The sequence below is a fragment of the Enterococcus ratti genome (genome assembly GCF_001886195.1).
In the GTDB taxonomy this organism is placed as follows: domain Bacteria; phylum Bacillota; class Bacilli; order Lactobacillales; family Enterococcaceae; genus Enterococcus_B; species Enterococcus_B ratti.
Genome location: NZ_JXLB01000002.1, coordinates 151,030 through 172,294, shown reverse-complemented (window position 1 = coordinate 172,294; position 21,265 = coordinate 151,030). Strand labels below are relative to the sequence as shown.

Annotated in this window: 17 protein-coding genes; 4 read left to right on the top strand and 13 right to left on the bottom strand. The window is 35.6% G+C overall.

The annotated features are described in order from the left end of the window. Positions 1 to 91 precede the first annotated feature (91 nt). The 12 genes from lysS to pth all read right to left on the bottom strand — a co-directional run bounded on the left by lysS (position 92) and on the right by pth (position 15,025). A complete protein-coding gene (gene lysS / locus RV14_RS01625; RefSeq protein ID WP_071854603.1) occupies positions 92 to 1,588 on the bottom strand; it encodes a lysine--tRNA ligase in 1,497 nt (498 codons plus the stop codon). Positions 1,589 to 1,706: 118 nt separating this feature from the next. Continuing rightward, positions 1,707 to 2,702 (bottom strand): tRNA dihydrouridine synthase DusB, encoded by a 996-nt coding sequence (gene dusB, locus RV14_RS01620; protein WP_071854602.1) that lies wholly within the window; start codon positions 2,700 to 2,702, stop codon positions 1,707 to 1,709. Then, positions 2,703 to 3,590 (bottom strand): Hsp33 family molecular chaperone HslO, encoded by an 888-nt coding sequence (gene hslO, locus RV14_RS01615; RefSeq protein ID WP_071854601.1) that lies wholly within the window; start codon positions 3,588 to 3,590, stop codon positions 2,703 to 2,705. A 197-nt stretch (positions 3,591 to 3,787) separates the two neighbouring features. Further along, positions 3,788 to 5,842, bottom strand: a complete 2,055-nt coding sequence (gene ftsH, locus RV14_RS01610; protein WP_071854600.1) for an ATP-dependent zinc metalloprotease FtsH — start codon at positions 5,840 to 5,842, stop codon at positions 3,788 to 3,790. A 90-nt stretch (positions 5,843 to 5,932) separates the two neighbouring features. Then, on the bottom strand, positions 5,933 to 6,478 hold the full coding sequence (gene hpt / locus RV14_RS01605; RefSeq protein ID WP_071854599.1) for a hypoxanthine phosphoribosyltransferase: 546 nt from the start codon (positions 6,476 to 6,478) through the stop codon (positions 5,933 to 5,935). Continuing rightward, complete coding sequence (gene tilS / locus RV14_RS01600) at positions 6,478 to 7,908, bottom strand: tRNA lysidine(34) synthetase TilS (protein ID WP_071854598.1); 1,431 nt, start codon at positions 7,906 to 7,908, stop codon at positions 6,478 to 6,480. Before tilS ends, hpt begins: the two co-directional genes overlap by 1 nt. A gap of 112 nt (positions 7,909 to 8,020) precedes the next feature. Continuing rightward, a complete protein-coding gene (locus RV14_RS01595) occupies positions 8,021 to 8,494 on the bottom strand; it encodes a S1 domain-containing RNA-binding protein (protein ID WP_071854597.1) in 474 nt (157 codons plus the stop codon). Positions 8,495 to 8,548: 54 nt separating this feature from the next. Continuing rightward, positions 8,549 to 8,962: an FtsB family cell division protein gene (locus RV14_RS01590; RefSeq protein ID WP_071854596.1), complete on the bottom strand. Its 414-nt coding sequence runs from the start codon at positions 8,960 to 8,962 to the stop codon at positions 8,549 to 8,551. Between the two features lie 61 nt (positions 8,963 to 9,023). Then, positions 9,024 to 9,299, bottom strand: a complete 276-nt coding sequence (locus tag RV14_RS01585; protein ID WP_071854595.1) for an RNA-binding S4 domain-containing protein — start codon at positions 9,297 to 9,299, stop codon at positions 9,024 to 9,026. A 9-nt stretch (positions 9,300 to 9,308) separates the two neighbouring features. Further along, positions 9,309 to 10,910: a putative polysaccharide biosynthesis protein gene (locus tag RV14_RS01580; protein WP_084650218.1), complete on the bottom strand. Its 1,602-nt coding sequence runs from the start codon at positions 10,908 to 10,910 to the stop codon at positions 9,309 to 9,311. A gap of 15 nt (positions 10,911 to 10,925) precedes the next feature. Next, a complete protein-coding gene (gene mfd / locus RV14_RS01575) occupies positions 10,926 to 14,447 on the bottom strand; it encodes a transcription-repair coupling factor (protein ID WP_071854594.1) in 3,522 nt (1,173 codons plus the stop codon). A gap of 17 nt (positions 14,448 to 14,464) precedes the next feature. After that, the gene (gene pth, locus RV14_RS01570; protein WP_071854593.1) at positions 14,465 to 15,025 is read right to left on the bottom strand and encodes an aminoacyl-tRNA hydrolase; all 561 of its coding nucleotides are present in this window, start codon (positions 15,023 to 15,025) and stop codon (positions 14,465 to 14,467) included. A gap of 344 nt (positions 15,026 to 15,369) precedes the next feature. Here pth and RV14_RS01565 point away from each other — a divergent pair, with 344 nt between their 5' ends. The 3 genes from RV14_RS01565 (at position 15,370) to RV14_RS01555 (ending at position 18,632) form a co-directional block, all read left to right on the top strand. Further along, the gene (locus RV14_RS01565; RefSeq protein WP_071854592.1) at positions 15,370 to 16,344 is read left to right on the top strand and encodes an L-lactate dehydrogenase; all 975 of its coding nucleotides are present in this window, start codon (positions 15,370 to 15,372) and stop codon (positions 16,342 to 16,344) included. Positions 16,345 to 16,624: 280 nt separating this feature from the next. Beyond that, on the top strand, positions 16,625 to 18,031 hold the full coding sequence (locus RV14_RS01560) for a L,D-transpeptidase family protein (protein ID WP_071854591.1): 1,407 nt from the start codon (positions 16,625 to 16,627) through the stop codon (positions 18,029 to 18,031). Positions 18,032 to 18,146: 115 nt separating this feature from the next. After that, on the top strand, positions 18,147 to 18,632 hold the full coding sequence (locus tag RV14_RS01555; protein ID WP_071854590.1) for a hypothetical protein: 486 nt from the start codon (positions 18,147 to 18,149) through the stop codon (positions 18,630 to 18,632). A 198-nt stretch (positions 18,633 to 18,830) separates the two neighbouring features. Here RV14_RS01555 and RV14_RS01550 read toward each other — a convergent pair whose 3' ends face one another. Beyond that, positions 18,831 to 19,343: a VanZ family protein gene (locus RV14_RS01550; protein WP_071854589.1), complete on the bottom strand. Its 513-nt coding sequence runs from the start codon at positions 19,341 to 19,343 to the stop codon at positions 18,831 to 18,833. A 121-nt stretch (positions 19,344 to 19,464) separates the two neighbouring features. On the opposite strand from RV14_RS01550, the gene RV14_RS01545 reads away from it, so the two are divergent. Beyond that, positions 19,465 to 21,264 (top strand): M3 family oligoendopeptidase, encoded by a 1,800-nt coding sequence (locus RV14_RS01545; protein ID WP_071854588.1) that lies wholly within the window; start codon positions 19,465 to 19,467, stop codon positions 21,262 to 21,264. Position 21,265: the final 1 nt, after the last annotated feature.

Genomic DNA, 21,265 nt, shown 5'->3' with positions numbered 1-21,265 from the left:
TAGGTCTAAAGACAATAATAAAAAAAGGGAAAACTTTTATACTGATTTCCCTTTTTCTCTTATATTTATTATTTATTCGAATTACTTGAGTTTAGCGCATTGTCGGAAAAAGTAAAACATCACGAATGGATTGTGCGTCAGTCAGCAACATCACTAAACGATCAATTCCAATACCTAGTCCTCCAGTTGGCGGCATGCCATATTCTAAAGCCTCCAAGAAATCTTCATCTACACCGTGTGCTTCATCATTTCCTAATTCACGTTCTTTTTCCTGTGCTTCAAAACGTTCTCTTTGGTCAATCGGATCATTTAACTCCGTAAAAGCATTCGCAAATTCTCTACCTACAATAAATAATTCGAATCGATCCGTAAAGCGTGGATCTTCTGGGTTCTTTTTCGCTAATGGAGATACTTCTACCGGATGTCCATAAACAAATGTCGGCTGTATTAAAGTTTCTTCTACAAACGTTTCAAAAAATTCATTAATGACATGACCCACGCCCATTGAGCCCGTCACTTCTACGTTATGTTCTTTAGCAATAGCTAAAGCTTCTTCTAGGGTCATTTCTTTCCAAAAGTCTATACCAGTTCGTTCTTTTATCGCATCTACCATGTGAATTCGTTTAAAGTCGGTTTCCAAATCAACTGGCTGTCCGTCATAGATGATTTTTCCTGTTTCAAGAACTTTTTGAGCTGCGTTACGAATAATTCCTTCTGTCAAGTTCATCACATCTTGAAAATCAGTGTAAGCTGTATAAGCTTCTAACATCGTGAATTCTGGATTATGGGTTGTATCAATTCCTTCGTTACGAAAAACACGACCAATTTCATATACTTTTTCCATTCCGCCAACAATTAGACGTTTTAAATGAAGTTCCAAAGCAATTCGTAAATATAAATCAATATCTAGCGCATTATGGTGTGTAATAAATGGACGAGCAGCAGCACCACCTGCTTCATTGTGTAACACAGGCGTTTCTACCTCAATGTAACCATTGCTGTCCAAATAGCGACGAATCTCACTAATAATTTGACTGCGTTTCATAAAACGATCAAAACTTTCACGATTACTGATTAAATCAAGATAGCGTTGACGATAACGCTGTTCAATATTTGTTAATCCATGATATTTATCCGGTAAAGGTCGTAACGCTTTGGATAAAATAGTGATTTCTGATGCTTTGATTGATACTTCTCCAGTATCAGTTTTCATAATTTCACCAGTCACACCAAAAAAATCACCCAAATCAGCATGTTTAAATACATCATAGGCTTCATCTCCTACTTGGTCTTTACGTACATAAATTTGGATTTGACCTTCACGATCTTGGAGATGAGCAAATCCAGCTTTTCCTTTTCCTCGGCGAGTAACCATACGACCTGCTACACTAGCTGTTAACCCCATCTCAGCTAATTCTTCCTTGGTTCTTTGATCAAAGAGTTCATGTAACTCTTTTGAATTATGCGTACGTTCAAATCGTTTACCAAAAGGATCGATCCCATTTTCTCTTAATTGTTCCATTTTTTGACGTCGAACAAGCATTTGATCGTTTAAATCTTCTACTTGATGTTGTTGTTCTTGTGTCACAAAATTTCCTCCATTCTCATGTTATTCTCTTTCCTATAATGCCAATGAAATACGAAAAAAGCAAGCCGAACTTAAAACTCGACTTGAAAATTCACAAAAAACTTAAAAATTTTCTTTACTAGTTCGATGCTATTTTTTCTGTTTTTTCTAAAAACTGTTCAAGCAATTCATGGATTTCTATTTGTTTTTCTGCTTGATTAATCGCAACTTTTACTTTTGCCGCACGAGAGATTCCTTTTAAGTAGTAAGAAGCGTGTGTCCGAAATTCGCGGCAAGCAATTTTTTCTCCTTTCAGATCAACTAAACGTTTTAAATGAAGTTTAGCTGTTTCAATTTTTTCTCTTGGTGTAGGTTCTGGAATCAATTCTCCTGTTTCAAGGTAATGCTGTGTGCGATGGATCATCCAAGGATTGCCTAAAGCCGCTCGCCCAATCATTACACCATCTGCTTGAACTTCTTCCAACATTCTTTTTGCATCTTCTGGCGTTTTTACGTCACCATTTCCCATAAAAGGGATTTTAAGCTGTCTTTTCACTTCTTTTAATATTTCCCAATTCGCTTGTCCTTCATACATTTGAATTCTAGTACGACCATGCATCGCAATTGCGCTGGCACCTGCTGCTTCAGCAGCTAAAGCATTTTGTACCGCAAACACATGATATTCATCCCAACCGATTCGCATTTTTACGGTTACGGGTATATCTACCGCCGAAGAAACGGCATGAATCATCTCATAAACTTTATCAGGATCTAACAGCCATTTTGCTCCCGCTTCTGCTTTAATGATTTTATTAACCGGACAGCCCATATTGATATCAATAATATCTGCGGCTGTATTTTCTTGAACAAATCGTGCCGCTTCAACCAAAGTATCTTTATTCCCACCAAAAATTTGTAAGCTCAAAGGATGTTCGGTTTCTTCAATATGCAACATTTCTAATGTTTTCTTATTTCTAAAGTGAATACCTTGATCACTAATCATCTCACAAACTACTAATCCTGCTCCAAATTCTTTGACAGTTACACGAAAAGCCGAATTAGTAATTCCTGCCATTGGGGCAACAACTATTCGATTAGGTATCTCAACATAGCCGATTTTCCATGTATGTTCCAATTAGTTTCCTCCTAATGTTGCTTTTTTCAACGTAATCAAGTCTTCTTCACTATATTCATATTTATTATTGCAAAACGAACATACAGCTTCTGCTCCATGGTCTTCCTCAATCATCGATTGGATTTCTTCTGCCCCTAATGCAACAATCGCCTCTCCAAATTTTTCTTTTGAACAATCACATTTGAACTGAACAGATATTTTCTCTAAAATATTCAAATCTTTTGTTCCTAACAGCCCTTTTAATATTTCTTCCGGTGTTAATCCTTCGTCTAATAATGTAGATACCCGTGGGGTAGTGTTTAATTGTTTTTCGATATTGTTTATTGTTTCTTCATCTGCTCCCGGCATAATTTGGATCATGAATCCACCTGCTGTTTTAATACGATCATCTGGATTGATCAGAACACTTAACCCAACGGCAGAAGGAATTTGTTCAGAAACAGCTAGATAATAAGTAAAATCTTCGGCAATTTCTCCGGAAACAATGGGTGTCTGTCCAGAAAATGGCTCTTTTAATCCTAAGTCTTTAGTCACGCTAAACATCCCTTGTGTTCCCACAACACCACGTACATCAATTTTCCCTGCTTCATTTAAAGAAAGACTCAAATGTGGATTTTGGATATATCCTTTAACCTCTCCTTTGGCGTTAGCATCTACAACAATTCCCTTTGCTGGACCGTTTCCTTGTATGCGAATCGTCAATTTATCTTCCCCTTTTAGAGTTGCACCTAATAAAAGTCCGCCTATTAATGTACGTCCTAACGCAGCAGATGATGTATGCCACGTATTATGTCTTTCTTGTGCTTGTGCAACAGTATCAGTCGCCTGAACTGCATATGCACGCACATAGCCATCATAGGCAAGAGCTTTAATTAAATAATCTTTCATTTATGTACCTCTTTTCCCATTTTTAAATTCATAGTGAATCATACTAGTTACCCAGATAATTTTCAACTTATGAAAGCTATCTTTGTATTTATTTGTTGTTTTCTAGGATTTTTCTCCAAAAAAGAGCTACGACCAAAGTCATAGCTCTTAGCTTATCGCTTATCTTCGTTACTCTTGTGAATCATCTGTTGAAGAAGTTAATCATGTTTTTCTTCATTTAATTCTTTTTTCTCATGTTCAAAATCTTTCTTTTCTTCTGCTTGTTTTTCAGCGTCTTTTTCTTCTAAAGCACGTTTTGCTTCTTCAAAAGTCTGTGCTTCTTTTTCACTTGGATAATTAGCAGAATCTGCGCCTTCTGGCATTACACCTTTTTCAAATAAAGATTTAATTGCTTTTGCATCCAATGTTTCAAATTCTAATAGTTTTTCAGCAATCAGTTCATGTTGCTCACGATGCGCTTCAATGATATCATGCGCTTTTTGATGAGCTTCCATCAAAATCCTGCGGACTTCTTGATCAATTTCAAAGGCTATTTGTTCAGAATAAGCTTTAGTTTGACCATAGTCACGCCCAACAAATACTTGATGATTTCCTTCATATTGAACAGGACCTAAACGATCACTCATCCCATATTCAGTTACCATACTTCTAGCTAACGCTGTTGCTTGTTCAAAATCATTAGAAGCCCCAGTAGATTGAACATTAAAGATAATTTCTTCTGCCGTACGCCCACCAAGCAATCCAACAATTTGTTCAAACATATCTTCTTTAGTCATTAAAAATTGATCTTCTTTTGGCAAAGCAATCATGTATCCGCCAGCACGTCCTCGCGGAATGATCGTTACCTTATGAACAACACGCGCACGGCTTAAAACTAAACCAACAATGGTATGTCCAGCTTCATGATAAGCCACCATTTCACGTTCTTTTTTACTGATCACACGGTCTTTCTTAGCTGGACCAGCAATCACACGATCTTCTGCCTCATCAATATCTGAAGCATCAATTTTCTTTTTATTACGACGAGCAGCCACTAAAGCTGCTTCATTCAAGACATTTTCTAAATCCGCACCAGCAAAACCGGGTGTTTGTTGTGCAACGACTTTCAAATCAACATCATCTGCCAACGGTTTGTTTTTAGCATGAACACGCAAAATTGCCTCACGTCCTTTTACATCTGGACGACCTACTAAAATTTGTCGGTCAAAACGTCCTGGGCGTAAAAGTGCTGGGTCTAATACATCAGAACGGTTGGTTGCAGCAATAACGATAACTCCTTCGTTTCCATCAAACCCGTCCATTTCAACCAGCAATTGATTCAATGTTTGCTCACGTTCATCGTGTCCGCCACCCATGCCAGCACCACGTTGACGACCTACAGCATCAATTTCATCAATAAAAATAATTGCTGGGGCATTTTTCTTTGCTGTTTCAAACAAGTCGCGTACACGGCTTGCTCCAACACCAACAAACATTTCCACAAAATCAGAACCTGAAATCGAGTAAAACGGTACGCCCGCTTCTCCCGCTACCGCTTTTGCAAGCAGTGTTTTCCCTGTTCCCGGAGGTCCTTCTAAAAGAACTCCCGCTGGAATGCGTGCCCCCAATTCAACAAAACGTCTTGGATCTCTTAAAAATTCAACTACTTCAACAAGTTCTTGTTTTTCTTCTTCGGCACCGGCTACGTCTGAAAACCGTACACGATTTGCTTTTTTATCTGCTTCCTTAGCTTTTGATTTTCCAAAGTTCATGACACGGCCGCCTCCGCCGCCTCCACCACCTTGTTGTCCCATCATCATGTAAAAGAAGAAAATGATAATGACAATTGGCAAGAAGCTTAGCAGTAAGGATATCCATACACCACTACTTGATTCTTCTTTGACTGTCGTAGCCACATTATGTTTTTTCGCCAAATCTGTTACTTGACTGAGCGTGGCATCATTTGGCAAAATAATGGTGGTAAAATGTGTCGTTTTTGCATTTGTTGAACCTAAGATAGAAAGCCCACCGCTATTTGCGACCGTTTGCTGTTCTTTATATTCTCCAGAGATTTTATATACACCATTTGCAGGTTGAACTTCAAACTCTTTAATCTTTCCTGCTTGCAATTGCTCTGTAAATTTTGTGTACTCGATATCTGACGATCGTTGGCCATTATTACCAAAAATAAAATATACGACCATTACCATCGCTAAGATTACGAGGACATAATACAAGGCATTTTTCATCACGCCATTGTTCTTTTTGTTCATGTTTGCCCTCCCTATGCGTTATTTTAATCTAACATTTTTTTTATCAATCCCGACCATTCTATTGTAACACAAATTACAGCAGATACAGCATTAATTTGATTGATAAACGCTTGGTTTTAATACACCAATATATGGTAAATTCCGATAAGCCTCGGCATAGTCTAGTCCATAACCAACTACAAATTCATTTGGCACGTTAAATCCAACATAATCTGCTTTAATATTTACGACTCTGCCTTCGGGTTTGTCAAGCAATGTGACAATTTTCACTGATTTTGCTTTGCGATATTTAAAAAGATCAACCAAATAAGCAAGTGTTCTCCCACTGTCAATAATATCTTCAACGATCAGTAAATCACGCCCTTCGACATTTGTATCTAAATCTTTGACAATTTTCACTTCTCCTGATGACACAGTTGCATTTCCGTAACTGGAAACATCCATAAAATCAATTTCTAAGTGCGCATCGATCGAACGTATGATGTCTGCCATAAAAGGAACAGCGCCTTTTAACACACCAACAACGAGCGGATTACTATCCTTATAAGTTTCTGTCAATTCTTTACCTAGTTCTTCACATCGAATTTTTATTTCTTGTTTTGTTATCAAAACTTTTTTAATATCCTTTGCTAACATCAGAGTCTCCTTCCAATTGCTTCTTTGCGATATTTATAAAGAAGTCTGTAGTGTATTTTATCAGTTTCTACACTAATACTCAAATGAGAATAAGTAAATGGAATTAAACTGTAAATAATTTTATTTTCATCTACAATAACCCAAGAACATTTTCTTTGTGAGTCAGATATTTTATTATCAATAAAGTACCGAGATACTTTCTTATTTAGTTTTTCATTTAATCGGATACGGTCTCCGGCTTGTCTCTTTCTTACGAATAATTCTTGTTGGGGGAATAACCAAAGATCGTGAGAAAATTCGAACCAATCATCTCGTTCTCTTTTTTCAATTTCTTCTGGTGTAAATAATCCTATCCATTCATTTTCATTTAAAATAATTTGCTGGTTTGGCTTTAATTGATAATATTCTTTTGTTTTTTTTATCTCTCGTCTTCTTTTGACGAGACAAACATCGTCATAGACGCGTTGCATCAACCAATCTTGACCAAGAGTAATCTGCCACTGACCTTTTGGTTCTTGCATTTGCTGTAAAATCAAAAGAATTTGCTGCTCTTTAATAGCTATTTGGGTTTTTGTAAACACATAGTCAAATAGCGCATACAAAAAATAATAACGCTCTTCTTGTGGCATTTTCTCTAATATCTTCCAAGAAAAGCAAAAAGTGTCCGTTTTTTTCTTAAGATTTTCTGTAAGAATTTTTTTCATATATTTTTTGATTAACTGATCCGCCCATTGAACTTGTTGAGAAAATTGCTGAAAGTGAACCATCGCTTGAGGATTCTCTTTCTTTAGTGTTGGGAGCACTAAATGTCGAAGCCGATTTCTTTGAACGTTCAGTTTTTGGTTCGTATAGTCTTCAAAATAAATCAAAGCTTGTTCTGAAGCATACTGATACAACTGTGCTTTACTGAATTTCAACAGCGGACGAACTAATTGGCCTGTTGAAAAAGGTTGCATTTCTTTTATTCCAGCATATGTACCCAACTGCCCTCCACGTAACAATTTCATTAAAATAGTTTCCATTTGATCATCCCCGTGATGGGCCGTCATCAAATAATCGTAGTTTCCCATTTTCATATGTTTGGCAAACATCTGATAACGAAATTTTCGTGCCGCCGTTTCTATTGCTTTTTTTGCCGGTTTTTCCCATATTTCTATCTGTAAAGAAAGTCTATGAAGTTGACAATATTCCTCCAAATAAGCCGATTCTTGAATTGATTCTTTCCTTAATTGATGATTGATGTGGATCACCGCTAAAAAAAAATGTTGCTTTTTTTGCGCTTTTCTTACCAAATCAAGAAGAACCATTGAATCCACCCCACCAGAAACGGCAAGCAATATTCTTGTATTCTTGCCTAAATAGCCCTTCTTTTCACCATTTGTGAAAAACTCTTGTTGAATTTTTACTGCTGATTGCTCTTTTCTTTTCATTTTCTCATTTCCTTTTCACTTCTCACGTTCATCAAAAAAGACTCATCAAAGATTGCCAAGAAAAAAAAGCGGACAAAAGTCTGCGACAATTGCCTGCTCTTAAGTTTTAAAACTAACTGCGGCGTCCACCACGTCCGCCTCGTTTACCTTCTGTATTACGCTTTAAGGAAGTCAATCGATCATCACTATCCTTTAAAAACGAACTCATTAATGAATCGAAGTCTTCTTTATGGTTATTAGAAGATTGACTGCGAGAAAAAGATTTTTTCTGTGTTGAACGTCCTCGAGTATCTCTTTGTTGGTATTTTTTTTGACGCTTGCTATCATCTAATTCTGTTACTTCTGCTGTTTTTTCTTGTGTTTGACGGATTGATAATCCAATTTTACCATCCTCGTTGACTGAAATAACTTTAACCGTTACTTCATCTCCGACACTTAAAACATCATGGATATCTTTGATATAACCATTTGATACTTCACTGATGTGAACTAGTCCGGTTTTCCCAGCTCCTAAATCAATAAATGCGCCAAAATTTGTAATTCCTGATACTTTTCCTTGCAGTTTTGCTCCTACCTCGATTGACATAAAAAAAATGTTCCTCCTAATTATTAACGTTATTAACCCTTTTTATCATACTGCTTATTTTGCAGTTGTTGAACTAGTTGCTTGGTTTGTCTCCTTTGTATTTGATTCCAATACTGGATAGATTTGTTCGCCTTCTTTTGAATAAAAGTATTTGCTTCTGGCAAGTTTAGTCACATAATCATCATCTTTCAATAATGAGACGTCTTCTTTAAGTTGAGCGACATCAACATTGACTTGATTCAATTCCGTGTTTGCTTCAACTTTCAATTCGTTTAATTGATTCATTCTTTGCATATCTCGAAAAATTTGGAAGCCTAAGATTGAGAAAATGACTAAAGCACCTATAAAAATAGCTGTCACTCTTCGTCTACGAAAAACTAATTGGCGTTGTTGCTGTTGAAATTCAACATACTTTTTCTTCGCATATTCTGTATCTAATGCAGCAATTTTATTGATTTTCTTTGTCATTTTTCTTCGCTCCAATCTTTTTGATTGTCGTTTCCATTATACCAATATCCTTGAGGCTTGTCTAATCTATTTTGTCAATGTTTTGCTTACGTGTTTCAGAAATAATTGCATACATTTTTGATGCATCTTCTTTTTTCGTTGACTCATGTAATTCATTTACTTTTACTTTCATTATTTTATTTCCAAACTGGATTTTTAATTGATCTCCTACTTTTACGTCAGTAGAAGATTTCGCTAATTTCCCGTTGATTTGAATTCTCCCTTTGTCTGCTACCTCTTTAGCTACTGAACGGCGCTTGATAATCCGAGAAATTTTAAGAAATTTATCTAATCGCATAGGTATTCCTCACTTTTTATTTATTATTTTTTTGCTCCATCGCAACATCTTTTTTCCAAACGGTAGCATTAACCATTCTCGAACGGTAAATAACTTTGTCCAAATAACGGCGCTAACAAAGACAATCCCTCCGATTCCTACCCCTACCAAACTTGCAAAAAATGCAGACGAACGATGTACAATCGGTCCAAAAAGAAAAGTTCGTGCACCGTAATAAAGCAGCAAAGATAAAACCATCCAAGCTAAACATTGGATTAATTTTTTCCCAAAACTACGTTCTTTCCAAAAATGGTTGATGTCGTTTGTTTCCGTATGAATAAGATACCATAGAATAACCGCCAAGCCTAGTAGCGTAGACAAACTAGCACCCACAGTGCCAAGATAACTGGTTAATAAAAGCGTTGCTAAAGCTTTCGCTAAAAGTCCCCAACCAGCGCCTTTTAAAGCTGGACGAAAAAGATTCTTACTTTGTGCAATGCTCTGATAAGACTGAATAACTGCTGTTAAAGCAATAGAAAAAACGAATAGTACCAAGGTAGTATTTCCTGCATAATCTTTGAAAAGTGTATAATTGATATACGGCAAAAGCATTGCTAAGCCTACCGAAGCAACTAATGCTAAAGCAGTCGTCAAGCGTAAATATATTTTTGCTGTCTGTAAAAATTGATTGGATACGGTATTTATCAAGTACCGAGTCAATGCCGGTAAAAAAGTAGCGCTTAATGCAGTCGCAATGACTAAGCCTAGCTGTACCAAAGGCTGGCCACGATCATAAATTCCTTTTGCAATCTTTGCATTTTGTTCAGATAGCCCATAAATTTGTAACGCATTTTTGACAAAAAATGAGTCGATCAACTGAAAGAAAATTAATAGTCCGCTATAAATTGACACTAAACCACCTTCAACAAGAAACCGGCGTAATAGTAATCTCTGTGGTCGTTTTAAAACAGAAAAATGCCGAAAACTTAAAGCACCTCCATGAATTTTTTGTTCGTAATGACTCAACACACCATATGCGCACAATCCACCAATAACCGCTCCGCTCATCGCTGCAGTACCAGTTTGATAAACCGTCCAGCCAAATAAACGAAAAGCAAAGGCACTAAAAACAATGATAGAAACCCGTACAAATTGTTCTACTACTTGTGAAACAGCTGTAGGTTCCATCAAGAATCTTCCTTGAAAATTTCCTCGATAAAATGTTAGTCCGGGTACAAGCAAGAAAGTAAATGAAACAATTTGTAGCAATGGTTTAAGCTGTTGATCTCCCATTACCAGTGCGATCCATCGACTAAATAAAAAAATGAACAGCCACAATAAGACTCCCATCCAAAAAACTAAGGGATAAAGATTTTGAAGCGCATCTTTTTGTTTATTCGGATCCTTCTTTTCAGCTACGTATTTTGAAATAAACTGTGGCAGGCCAGATAATGCTAAAGTCATTGCAATTCCATAAATTGGATACACTTGTTGATAAACATAAAAACCTTCATCACCAACTAGGTTTTGTAGAGGAATTCGATATAACGCACTTAGGATTTTTGCTACAAAAGAGGCAATTGTCAATATGAATGCCCCTTGCATCACTCGACGCATTTCTTTGTGATCCAAAGTAGTTGCTCCTTCCTAAGTTGTTAAGTATTTTTGTTCACGTAAAGCTTTAACAAATCGTTGAATTTCTTGCATCCAAACAGGTTCATCCATTTTTTGAGGAACGGTTAAACGAATGACCATTTTTTCTTTTTCCACGCCTAAACTAGCTTTTAATTTTGTAGCCGTCAACGCTTCAAATAATTGTTCAACAGTATAACGTTTTGTTCCTGCTTTGCTTAAAATAAAAACAATTGTTTGTTGCTGCTTGCGAATTATTTCAATTAATGAACGATCCCCATCCATTTTAATTTGTCCGATAGTCAAAAGATGCCCTACTTCTTCTGGATATTCCCCAAAGCGGTCTAAAAGATCGTCTTCTAATTCATCAAGCATTTCTTGTGAGTCAAGTTCTCTGATGCGTTTATAAATTTCAATTTTTTGTCTTTGATCAGAAACGTATTCTTCTGGTAAATAGGCATCGACGCCAAGATCAATTTCCACCGCTGTTTTTTCAACCTGTTTGTTTTTCCCTTGTTTACGTAAAACAGCGTCGCTTAACATTTGTGAATACATGTCAAAACCTACTGCGTCAATAAAACCATGTTGTTGGGCACCTAAAAGGTTTCCGGCGCCACGGATAGATAAATCACGCATAGCAATCTTAAAGCCAGAGCCTAACTCTGTAAAATCTTTGATCGCTTGAAGTCGCTTTTCACTTACTTCATTTAGAATCTTTTGCTGTTCATACATAAAATATGCATAAGCAATGCGATTACTTCTGCCAACACGCCCTCGTAATTGATAAAGAGTGGACAGCCCCATATAATCTGCATTTTCTACAAAAAGCGTATTCGCATTAGGAATATCGACGCCTGTTTCAATAATCGTCGTCGTCACCAATACGTCATATTGACCTTCAATAAAGTCGAATAATGTATTTTCTAATTGCGCTTCTGTCATTTGTCCATGCGCGTAGCCTATTCGTGCTTCTGGTACAAGTGCTTGGATTTCCTCTACTTTTTGCTCAATAGTTTCAACACGATTATAAAGATAAAATACTTGTCCTCCTCTTCCCATTTCTCGATGAATTGCTTCACGAATTGCTCCGGGATTTTTCTCCATTACATAAGTTTGAATAGGATATCGATTTGCTGGTGGTGTTTCAATAACAGAAAGGTCGCGCACTCCTAACATTGACATGTGAAGTGTTCGAGGAATTGGCGTAGCAGTCAAAGTTAACACATCTACTTGTGCCCGTAATTGTTTTAAACGTTCTTTATGTTTCACCCCGAAACGCTGCTCTTCATCAACAATCAATAAACCTAGATCGCTAAATTCAATGTCTTTTGAAAGAATTCGATGCGTCCCAACCACGATATCAACTTGTCCTGTACGGAGTTTTTCAATGGTTTCTTTTTGTTGTTTTTTCGTTCGAAAACGACTCAACAACCCCACATTTACCGGAAAACCTTCAAAACGTTCTAACATCGTTTCATAATGTTGTTGGGCAAGAATCGTTGTAGGAACTAAAAAGGCAACCTGTTTGCTCTCCTTCACAGCTTTGAATGCTGCTCGCAACGCCACTTCTGTTTTGCCATAGCCGACATCCCCCACAAGTAATCGATCCATTGGTTTTTCTTTTTCCATATCTCGTTTGATCTCTGCGGCACTTCTTAGCTGATCATCTGTTTCAGAATAGGGAAAAGCATTTTCAAATTCTTTTTGGTATCCATCATCCGGTCCAAAAGCATACCCTTTTTCTGATTCTCTTGCCGCATATAATTTGATCAAGTCATCTGCGATATCTTCAATTTTAGAGGAAACTTTCCGCTTTGTTTTTGTCCATTCACTGCTGCCTAATTTGTTGATGCGCGGCGCTTTTGATTCAGAAGCCACGTATTTTTGAATTAAATTCAATTGAGTAACAGGAATAAATAATTTATCATCATTTTGATATAGAATCGTCATATAGTCTTGATGAACGCCATCTACTTCTAATGTTTCCATGCCAACGTATTTTCCAATTCCATGATTGGCATGAACAACATAATCACCAGCTTTCAACTCATTATAACTTTTTAATCGTTCAGCATTTGTTACTGTTTTTCGACGGAATTGTTTCTTAGTCGTTTTCTGAAAAATTTCTTTTTCAGTAATTGCAACTATTTTTTCTTGAGGAAGCTCAAATCCATTTTGAAGTGCTCCTTCAACCAATTGCACTTGTCCTCTAATCAATTGTTTTTTTTCTGATTCTACTACTAATATATCTTCGTCACGAAGCATTTGTTCTGCTTTTCTAATTCGTTCTTTTGTAGGAACAAAAATCATTACGGTTTGTCCTTGTTTTCGCCAACGATCCATTTCTGTTTTCAACAACGGCATTTGCCCAAAAAATTGCTGCATCGTACGATATTGAAAATTATGAATCGCTTGAAACCGTAAGTTTCCCATACCTTTTTGGAAAAGAGCAAAAAAAGTAGTGATGAATTTTTCTTTTTGAATTAATTTATGCACATCACTGATAAATGTCTGTTCTGAGAAAATGCGTAGCTCACTGATTTTTTGTGTTTGCCACTCCGCCGCTTCTTTTTCTATCTCACGATTTGTTTCCATAATTCGCTGATAATCATCAACTACGAATAAACTATTTGTAGGAAAGTAATCGAGAATCGTTGTTTCTGCTTGATAAAGTATATCCGCATAAAATTTTGCATCACTCGTTGGATTTCCGGCTTGCCACTGAGAAATCAGTTGACCAAAATGATCTTGTAAAAATTGACGATCCGCTTCTTCAGAAATTGTCGCTAATTTCTTTTCTAATAAGTTTTCCAATTGTTCAATCCCATAAAGTAAATCTTTTTGTCCATAAACTTGTTCACTCGTAGGAACAATCGAAACTTTTTCTATCTTTTTAATTGAGCGTTGAGTAGCTACTTCAAAATAACGCATCGAATCAATTTCTATATCAAATAATTCCATTCGTATAGGATGCTCTAAATTGATTGGATAAATATCAACGATGCTTCCTCGAATACTATATTCACCAGATTTTGCCACCATTTCAACTCGTTCATATCCTAATAAAGCAAATAGCTGGGGGAGCTGTGCAACATCTATTTCATCTCCTATTCGCCACGTCAATTGTGATTGTTTCCATGCTTTAGGATTGGGTAAACGTTTATGCAAAGCGGCTACTGGCAACAAATAAATTCCTGGTTGTTTTTGTTGTAACGCGTTTAAAGTTGTCACACGTTCCCTTCTTGCTTCTGGCGAAGAAACAGCCATTTCCGCAGAAATTACCTCATCAACTGGAAAAGAATGGATATATTCTGAGGAAAGAACATGTTGCAAATCTTCTGCTAATTGATTGGCATAATATAAATTAGGCATCAATAAAATTAAATTCTTCTTTGTTTTTTTGAATGCTCTTGCAAAGAGAAGTGTTTTCGCTGAACCGGCTAATCCAGTAATCAGTTGCCTAGGCATTTTTTCTTCTAGATGATTGATCCATTCTTTCACTTGTGAATCTTTGCCAATTAGTTGAATGATATCCAACTTTTTCCCTCCTTCTTCTAATTAAATTTATTCATTGCCTCTATAAATGAATGACCTTCAAGTATAAAGTCTAAAGCATCCACAGAGTATTCTACACTGATTTCAATTAACGGCTGCACCTCTTTACTAAATGGGCTTAAAACATGTTGGACTACTGTTTGTTTGCCTTCCGGTCTACCAATTCCCACTTTTAAGCGATTAAACACATTTGTATTTAAGTGAGAAATAATACTTTTGATTCCATTGTGTCCACCAGCACTTCCTTTTTGACGTAAGCGAACTTTACCTATGGCAAGATCCAAATCATCATAAACTACAATTAATTCTTCTGGGTAAATACCAAAATAAGTCATTAATGGAACCACAGCACGTCCCGATTCATTCATAAAAGTTTGCGGCTTTACTAATAAAATTTTCTCTCCTTCGTAAAAAAACTCTGCAACTTCGGCTTCAAACGAGTTTTTTTTAAATACTACTTGATGTTTTTTTGCTATGTGATTAACGACCATAAAGCCGATATTGTGTTTTGTTGATGCGTATTTTGTTCCGGGGTTTCCAAGCCCTACAATCATTTTCATTATCCATTCCACCTAACTTAAGCAGCACAAAAGGCTGGAGCGCAATAAAGCAATCCAGTTTCTGATTCAATTTACTTTTTTATTTTCTAATATAGTATAACACATCTAGACATGTTTCAACTAGAAGAGCATTTATATTAAATGATAAACGAATGAAAATTATCTTCAAAATCTAATAAATTTATTTTATATAAAAATAGTGAAATAACGCACATGTAAGCTTTTACATATAATACACCTTTATTATCTGTTATATTTTATAGTCAAATAGCGTGACAGTAAGCTTGATAAATGTTAGCATAAACGTGGGAAAAAAACAAATTAATGGAAGGATTGGGTTTATAATGACTGCATCTGCAGAAAAAAAAGATCATCAAAAAGTAATTCTTGTTGGAGATGGCGCCGTAGGTTCTAGCTATGCGTTTGCTTTGGTCACTCAAAATATTGCTCAAGAAGTAGGTATCGTAGATATTAACACAGCAAAAACAGAAGGAGATGCGATTGATTTATCACACGCTTTGGCATTCACTTCACCTAAAAAAATCTATTCTGCGACTTATGCAGATGCCCACGATGCTGACTTAGTAGTTATTACTGCTGGTGCACCACAAAAACCAGGCGAAACACGTTTAGATTTAGTAAACAAAAATTTAAAAATTAATCGGGATGTTGTAACACAAATTGTTGAATCAGGCTTTAATGGAATCTTCTTAGTCGCTGCTAACCCCGTAGATATTTTAACTTATTCAACTTGGAAATTCTCGGGATTTCCTAAAGAACGAGTGATTGGTTCAGGAACTTCACTTGATTCCGCTCGTTTCCGTCAAGCACTTGCTGAATTAGTGAATGTGGACGCACGTAATGTTCATGCTTACATTTTAGGTGAACATGGTGATTCAGAGTTTCCTGTTTGGTCCCATGCAAATGTTGCTGGATTGCAAATTTATGAATGGGTTAAAAATAATCCAGATGTTGATGAAGAAGCAATGGTAAACTTGTTCTTCGGAGTGCGAGATGCTGCCTACACCATCATCGAAAAAAAAGGTGCTACTTTCTATGGTATCGCAGTAGCATTAGCACGTATTACTCGAGCAATTCTTGATGATGAAAACGCGGTTCTTCCATTATCCGTATTTATGAATGGTGAATATGAATTAAATGATATTTATATTGGTGCGCCTGCCGTCATTAACCGTCAAGGTATCCAAAAAGTAATTGAAATTCCTTTAAGTGACAGCGAACAAGATCGCATGACTGCTTCGGCTAAACAATTAAAAGAAATTTTAGATGAGGCTTTTGCTCAATTAGATGATGAATGACTAAAAAATGATTTAATAGGCGAAGATATGCCTTATCTTAAGAAAAACAAGCTGTCTGTTACAAGTGTACTTGTGATGGACGGCTTATTTTCACCATCATTCGTGTTAAGTGATATTTTAAAAATGACTTGCATAGAAAAACCGTCCGCTTAGGTTCTTTTATTTTTTATTAAAGGGACATTAATTTTTTTCTAAATCAATGGTTCTCTTCGTCTTTTTTCAAAAAATATGCTATGATTAGATCATTGTACTTACTATCATTAAATAAGGAGCTGTCCTAATGACAAGATCTTCTCATCGGAAAAAATCTAAATTGTTGCAAATTTGGTTACTATCTGTACTTGGTGTAATTCTCGTACTAATTACCTTTTACGTTTACCGTAGTACATATTATACCAAACATTTTCTACCTAATACTCAAATAAATTCTATTAATGTAAGCAATTTAACGCTTCAACAAGCGAATGATAAATTAAAAGATACTTATTCCAATCAAAAAATTTCTATTGAAGAAAATGGAAAAGTTTGGGAAGAAATAGCAAAGTCTGATTTAGGTTATAAAGAGGACTTTTCAACTGATTTGTTACATTTATTAAATAAACAAAATATTTGGGCGTGGGGAATGACTTACGTCTTTGCGGCTGAAAATAAAGAAATTGATCCGCAAGATACAACTCATCAAAAATTAGATTCTACAATTGAACGTTTTACGAATAAGTTAACGGAAACAAACAAAACTCGAACGCCAACACAAGATGCTACGATTGAAAAAAATGGTGAGTCCTTTAAAATCAAAGCTGAAGTCAAGGGAAACGTTATTGATGTTGAAACAGCAATTCAAGCATTGAAAAACAGCGTGAAAGATGGAAAAAATAAAATCGACTTAGCTACTTTTCAGTTAAAACCAAAAATCACCTCAACAGACAAAAATCTAAAAGAACAACTTCATGCGATGAATAGTATTGCTAAAGTCAAGGGTATTTATAACATTAATGGGAATACTTTCCAGATACCAGCTTCTGATGTCTCTAATTGGCTTACCTATGTTGATGGCAAAGTAGGAGTTGATACAACGCAAGTAAAACAATATGTAACAGCTTTGGGGGAAAAATATAACACAAGTACCAATGCTACAAAATTTAAAAGTACCAAACGTGGCGAAGTAACGGTTCCTGCCGGTACATTTAGTTGGACAATTAACACCGATGCTGAAACAAAAGCTTTAGAAAAAGCAATCTTATCAGGCAATGACTTTACTCGTTCACCACTTGTAGAAGGAGCTACAACCGCTGACCATCCTTTAATAGAAGATACGTATATTGAAGTAGATTTAAAAAATCAACACATGTGGTACTACAAGGATGGAAAAATTATTCTAGAAACAGATATTGTTTCCGGTAAACCGGCTAGTCCCACGCCAACTGGTGTTTTCTATATTTGGAATAAAGAAGAAAATGCTACTCTAAAAGGAACGAACGATGATGGAACGCCTTATGCAAGCCCTGTGAACTACTGGATGCCGGTTGATTGGACGGGAGTCGGTATCCATGATTCTGATTGGCAGCCTCAATACGGTGGCGATTTATGGAAAACTCGCGGCTCTCATGGATGCGTTAATACTCCACCAAACGTTATGAAAGAATTATTTGAAAAAGTTGAAAAAGGAACGCCGGTATTGATTTTTTAATAAATGTTTGACGTTGAAAAATAAAAACTAGTTTATTGTAAAAATTTGGAGTAAAATTTTACAATAAACTAGTTTCTTCATTTTATATTATTCAAATGAGGGGGAGAAGCAAATAATGGAAGAAACCGTTCAACAAAAAATATCTTACTATAATCACTTGCTTAATTTTAAAAATAAGCAAATAACAACTTTAGAAGAAAAAATTGCTTTGGATCAAACCATGCTGCAAGACAGTGATTTTAAACGACAGACAAAGATAAGAGCCAAAATCATTGGTAATCAACAGCAATGGCAAAATTTATTAAATGAAAAAACATTAATTATTTCAATTTTAGATAAGTTGGCCTCTATTCATTCTTTGTTGAACCATAAAAATAATTTTTGGTCTTACTTTTTTTCTTCATCTAAAGAGTTGCGTGTCCAGCAAAAGTTATTAAATACTTATGAAGAATCTCTTACCAAGTTGAATCAAGAATTACATAGCACAAATTCCCAACCTACAAAAGATCAGAGAAATTTTCAAGAAAAGATACAACAAATTCAAGTGATTAAGTCCAATCAGTCACCTATAAGAAATCAAAAAAGCAGACAGCTTCATTAGTTCAACTTACTTAGTATTTCTTTTTACTCTACTGAATTTCACACAATTAGATTAAAAAATAAGTAAGAATTGACAAAATTGGTTTGATAAGTTTTGTCAGTTCCTACTTATTTTTATGAAATTTGTTTTTCTATTCTTACTGTTACTTTAAAAAAAAGAAAACAAAAGAAACAAATCTTTATTCTACATATAAATAGATTATTTGCTAAACTTTTTTCCAATCAACCTAACAATTAGACATAAAATAATGGCAGTTAAAGCTCCTACTGAATCAAGCATGACATCTTGAAACAGCGGTGAACGATCTCCTGTCAACATTTGATGAAACTCATCTAACCCTGCATATCCTGTCGCCGAAAGCCAAGCTAAAATGCTTGTTAACCACCAGATTTTCATTTTAGGGTACACTCCAAAAAACAAACTACCGCCTAAAATAAAATAGGTACCAAAATGCGCACCTTTTCGCAGAAAAAACTCAATAAATTTACCATATCCTAAGTGATCAATACTAACAATACCGTCTCCGTAAGTAAAACGAATGTTGCTTAGTGCTTGATTAAATGGATGATTTGGAAACCACTCTTCAATTCTAGAGACTTGAGATTGCTGACCATACGTTTGTGATGAACTATAAAATAAGAAAACTACGACCAACAATGCAATAATTAAATAAAAATTACCATTCTTCATTTGTTTTTTTATTGAATTCATACGTCACCTCTATTATTTATAATAGCTCTTTTTTTAGGAAACAACAAACTTTTCCTAGAGACTTAAGTAAGAAAATAATGATATACTGATGATTGTACGATAAAATGAAAGGAGTTTTTTCATGACTTATTCGCTAAATTGGGATCTAGATTCAATTTTCTCAGGAGGGAGTTATTCACCTGCTTTAAAGAAGCGATTGAATCTGTTAGAAACACAAATTAATACGTACTACCATTCAGTTAGTCAGTGGGATCATTCAACAAGTACCGCCGTAGAACTTGCTTCTCTTATAAAGCTGCAAGAAACAGTTTCTGATGGTTTTTCACAATGTAATAGTTATATTACTGCTTTATTATCGGCAAATGTTAAAGATACTCAAGCAAAAGTTTTATCAGGAAATTTATACGCATATCTTCCTCGTTGGCAATCTGCCGACACTATTTTGTCAAAAAAATTAGCAGAAATATCTGTCAATAATTGGCAAGAATTACTTCAATCAACTGAACTTTCTTCAATTGCTTTTCGGTTGAATGAACTTAGAAGAAACGGCAGTCGACTGCTGTCGGAATCAGAAGAAAACATTATTCACACGCTTTCATTAGATGGGCTAAACGCTTGGAGCAATCATTATGATACGATTGTCGGAACAATCACGATTCCTTTAGAAGAAAATGGTCAGGTAAGTGATCTATCTGCTGGACAAGCTTTTAACAAAATGATGGGAGATTCTGATCCTTTAATACGTGAAAAATTGTTTATTGCTTGGGAAAAAGCTTGGCAAGAAAAAGCGCCTTTGCTAGCAGACACGTTAAATCACTTAGATGGCTTTCGTTTATCTACTTATAAGCTCCACGGACTGAACAATTATTTACAAGAACCATTAGAATATAATCGATTAAAAAAAGAAACACTTGACGTGATGTGGGCGACTATTCAAAAAAATAAGCAGCCTTTAGTAGATTATTTAACAAGAAAAGCCAATCTTTTTGGCAAAGAAAAAATGGCTTGGCAAGATCAGGATGCCCCGATCATTTTAGGAGATCTAAAAAATAAAACTTTTACCTTTGATGAAGCAGCTACTTTTATTATCGAAAACTTAAAAAAATTCAGTCCCAAAATGGCTACTTTTGCACAATCCGCCTTTGAAAAAAATTGGATCGAAGCAGAAGACCGCCCTGGAAAACGTCCCGGTGGTTACTGTACAGAACTTCCTGAAACCCAAGAATCAAGAATCTTTATGACCTATAGCAATTCAGTTAATGAAGTAGCTACTTTAGCACATGAATTAGGACATGCTTTTCATAGCAGTGTGATGTGGGATCTTCCGGCAATTAATCGTGATTACGCCATGAACGTGGCAGAAACGGCGAGCACGTTTGCAGAATTAATTGTCGCAGATGCTACTTTAAAAACAGCGAAGACAAAAGAAGAAAAAATTAATTTACTTGACACAAAACTTCAAAATGCTCTAGCAATGTTTATGAATATCCATTCTCGTTTTATATTTGAGAAACGTTTTTATTCTGCTCGTCAAGAAGGTCTCGTTTCACAAGAGAAAATCACTCAAATGATGATTGATGCTCAAAGAGAAGGCTATCACGATGCCTTAGCCACTTATCACCCTTACTTCTGGGCGGCAAAATTACATTTCTTTATTGATGACGTTCCTTTCTATAATTTTCCATATACTTTTGGCTATTTATTTAGTTTAGGTATCTATGCTTACGCAAACAAGCAAGGAACTAGTTTTGAACAAGAATACATTAATTTATTAAGAGATACTGCTTCTATGACTACAGAAGAGCTGGCACAAAAACATCTAGGCGTCGACTTAACAAAATCAGATTTTTGGCAAGTGGGTATTGATATGGTGTTAAAAGATATTCATGAATTCATGGAACTTTCCGAAGAATTTGTTTAAT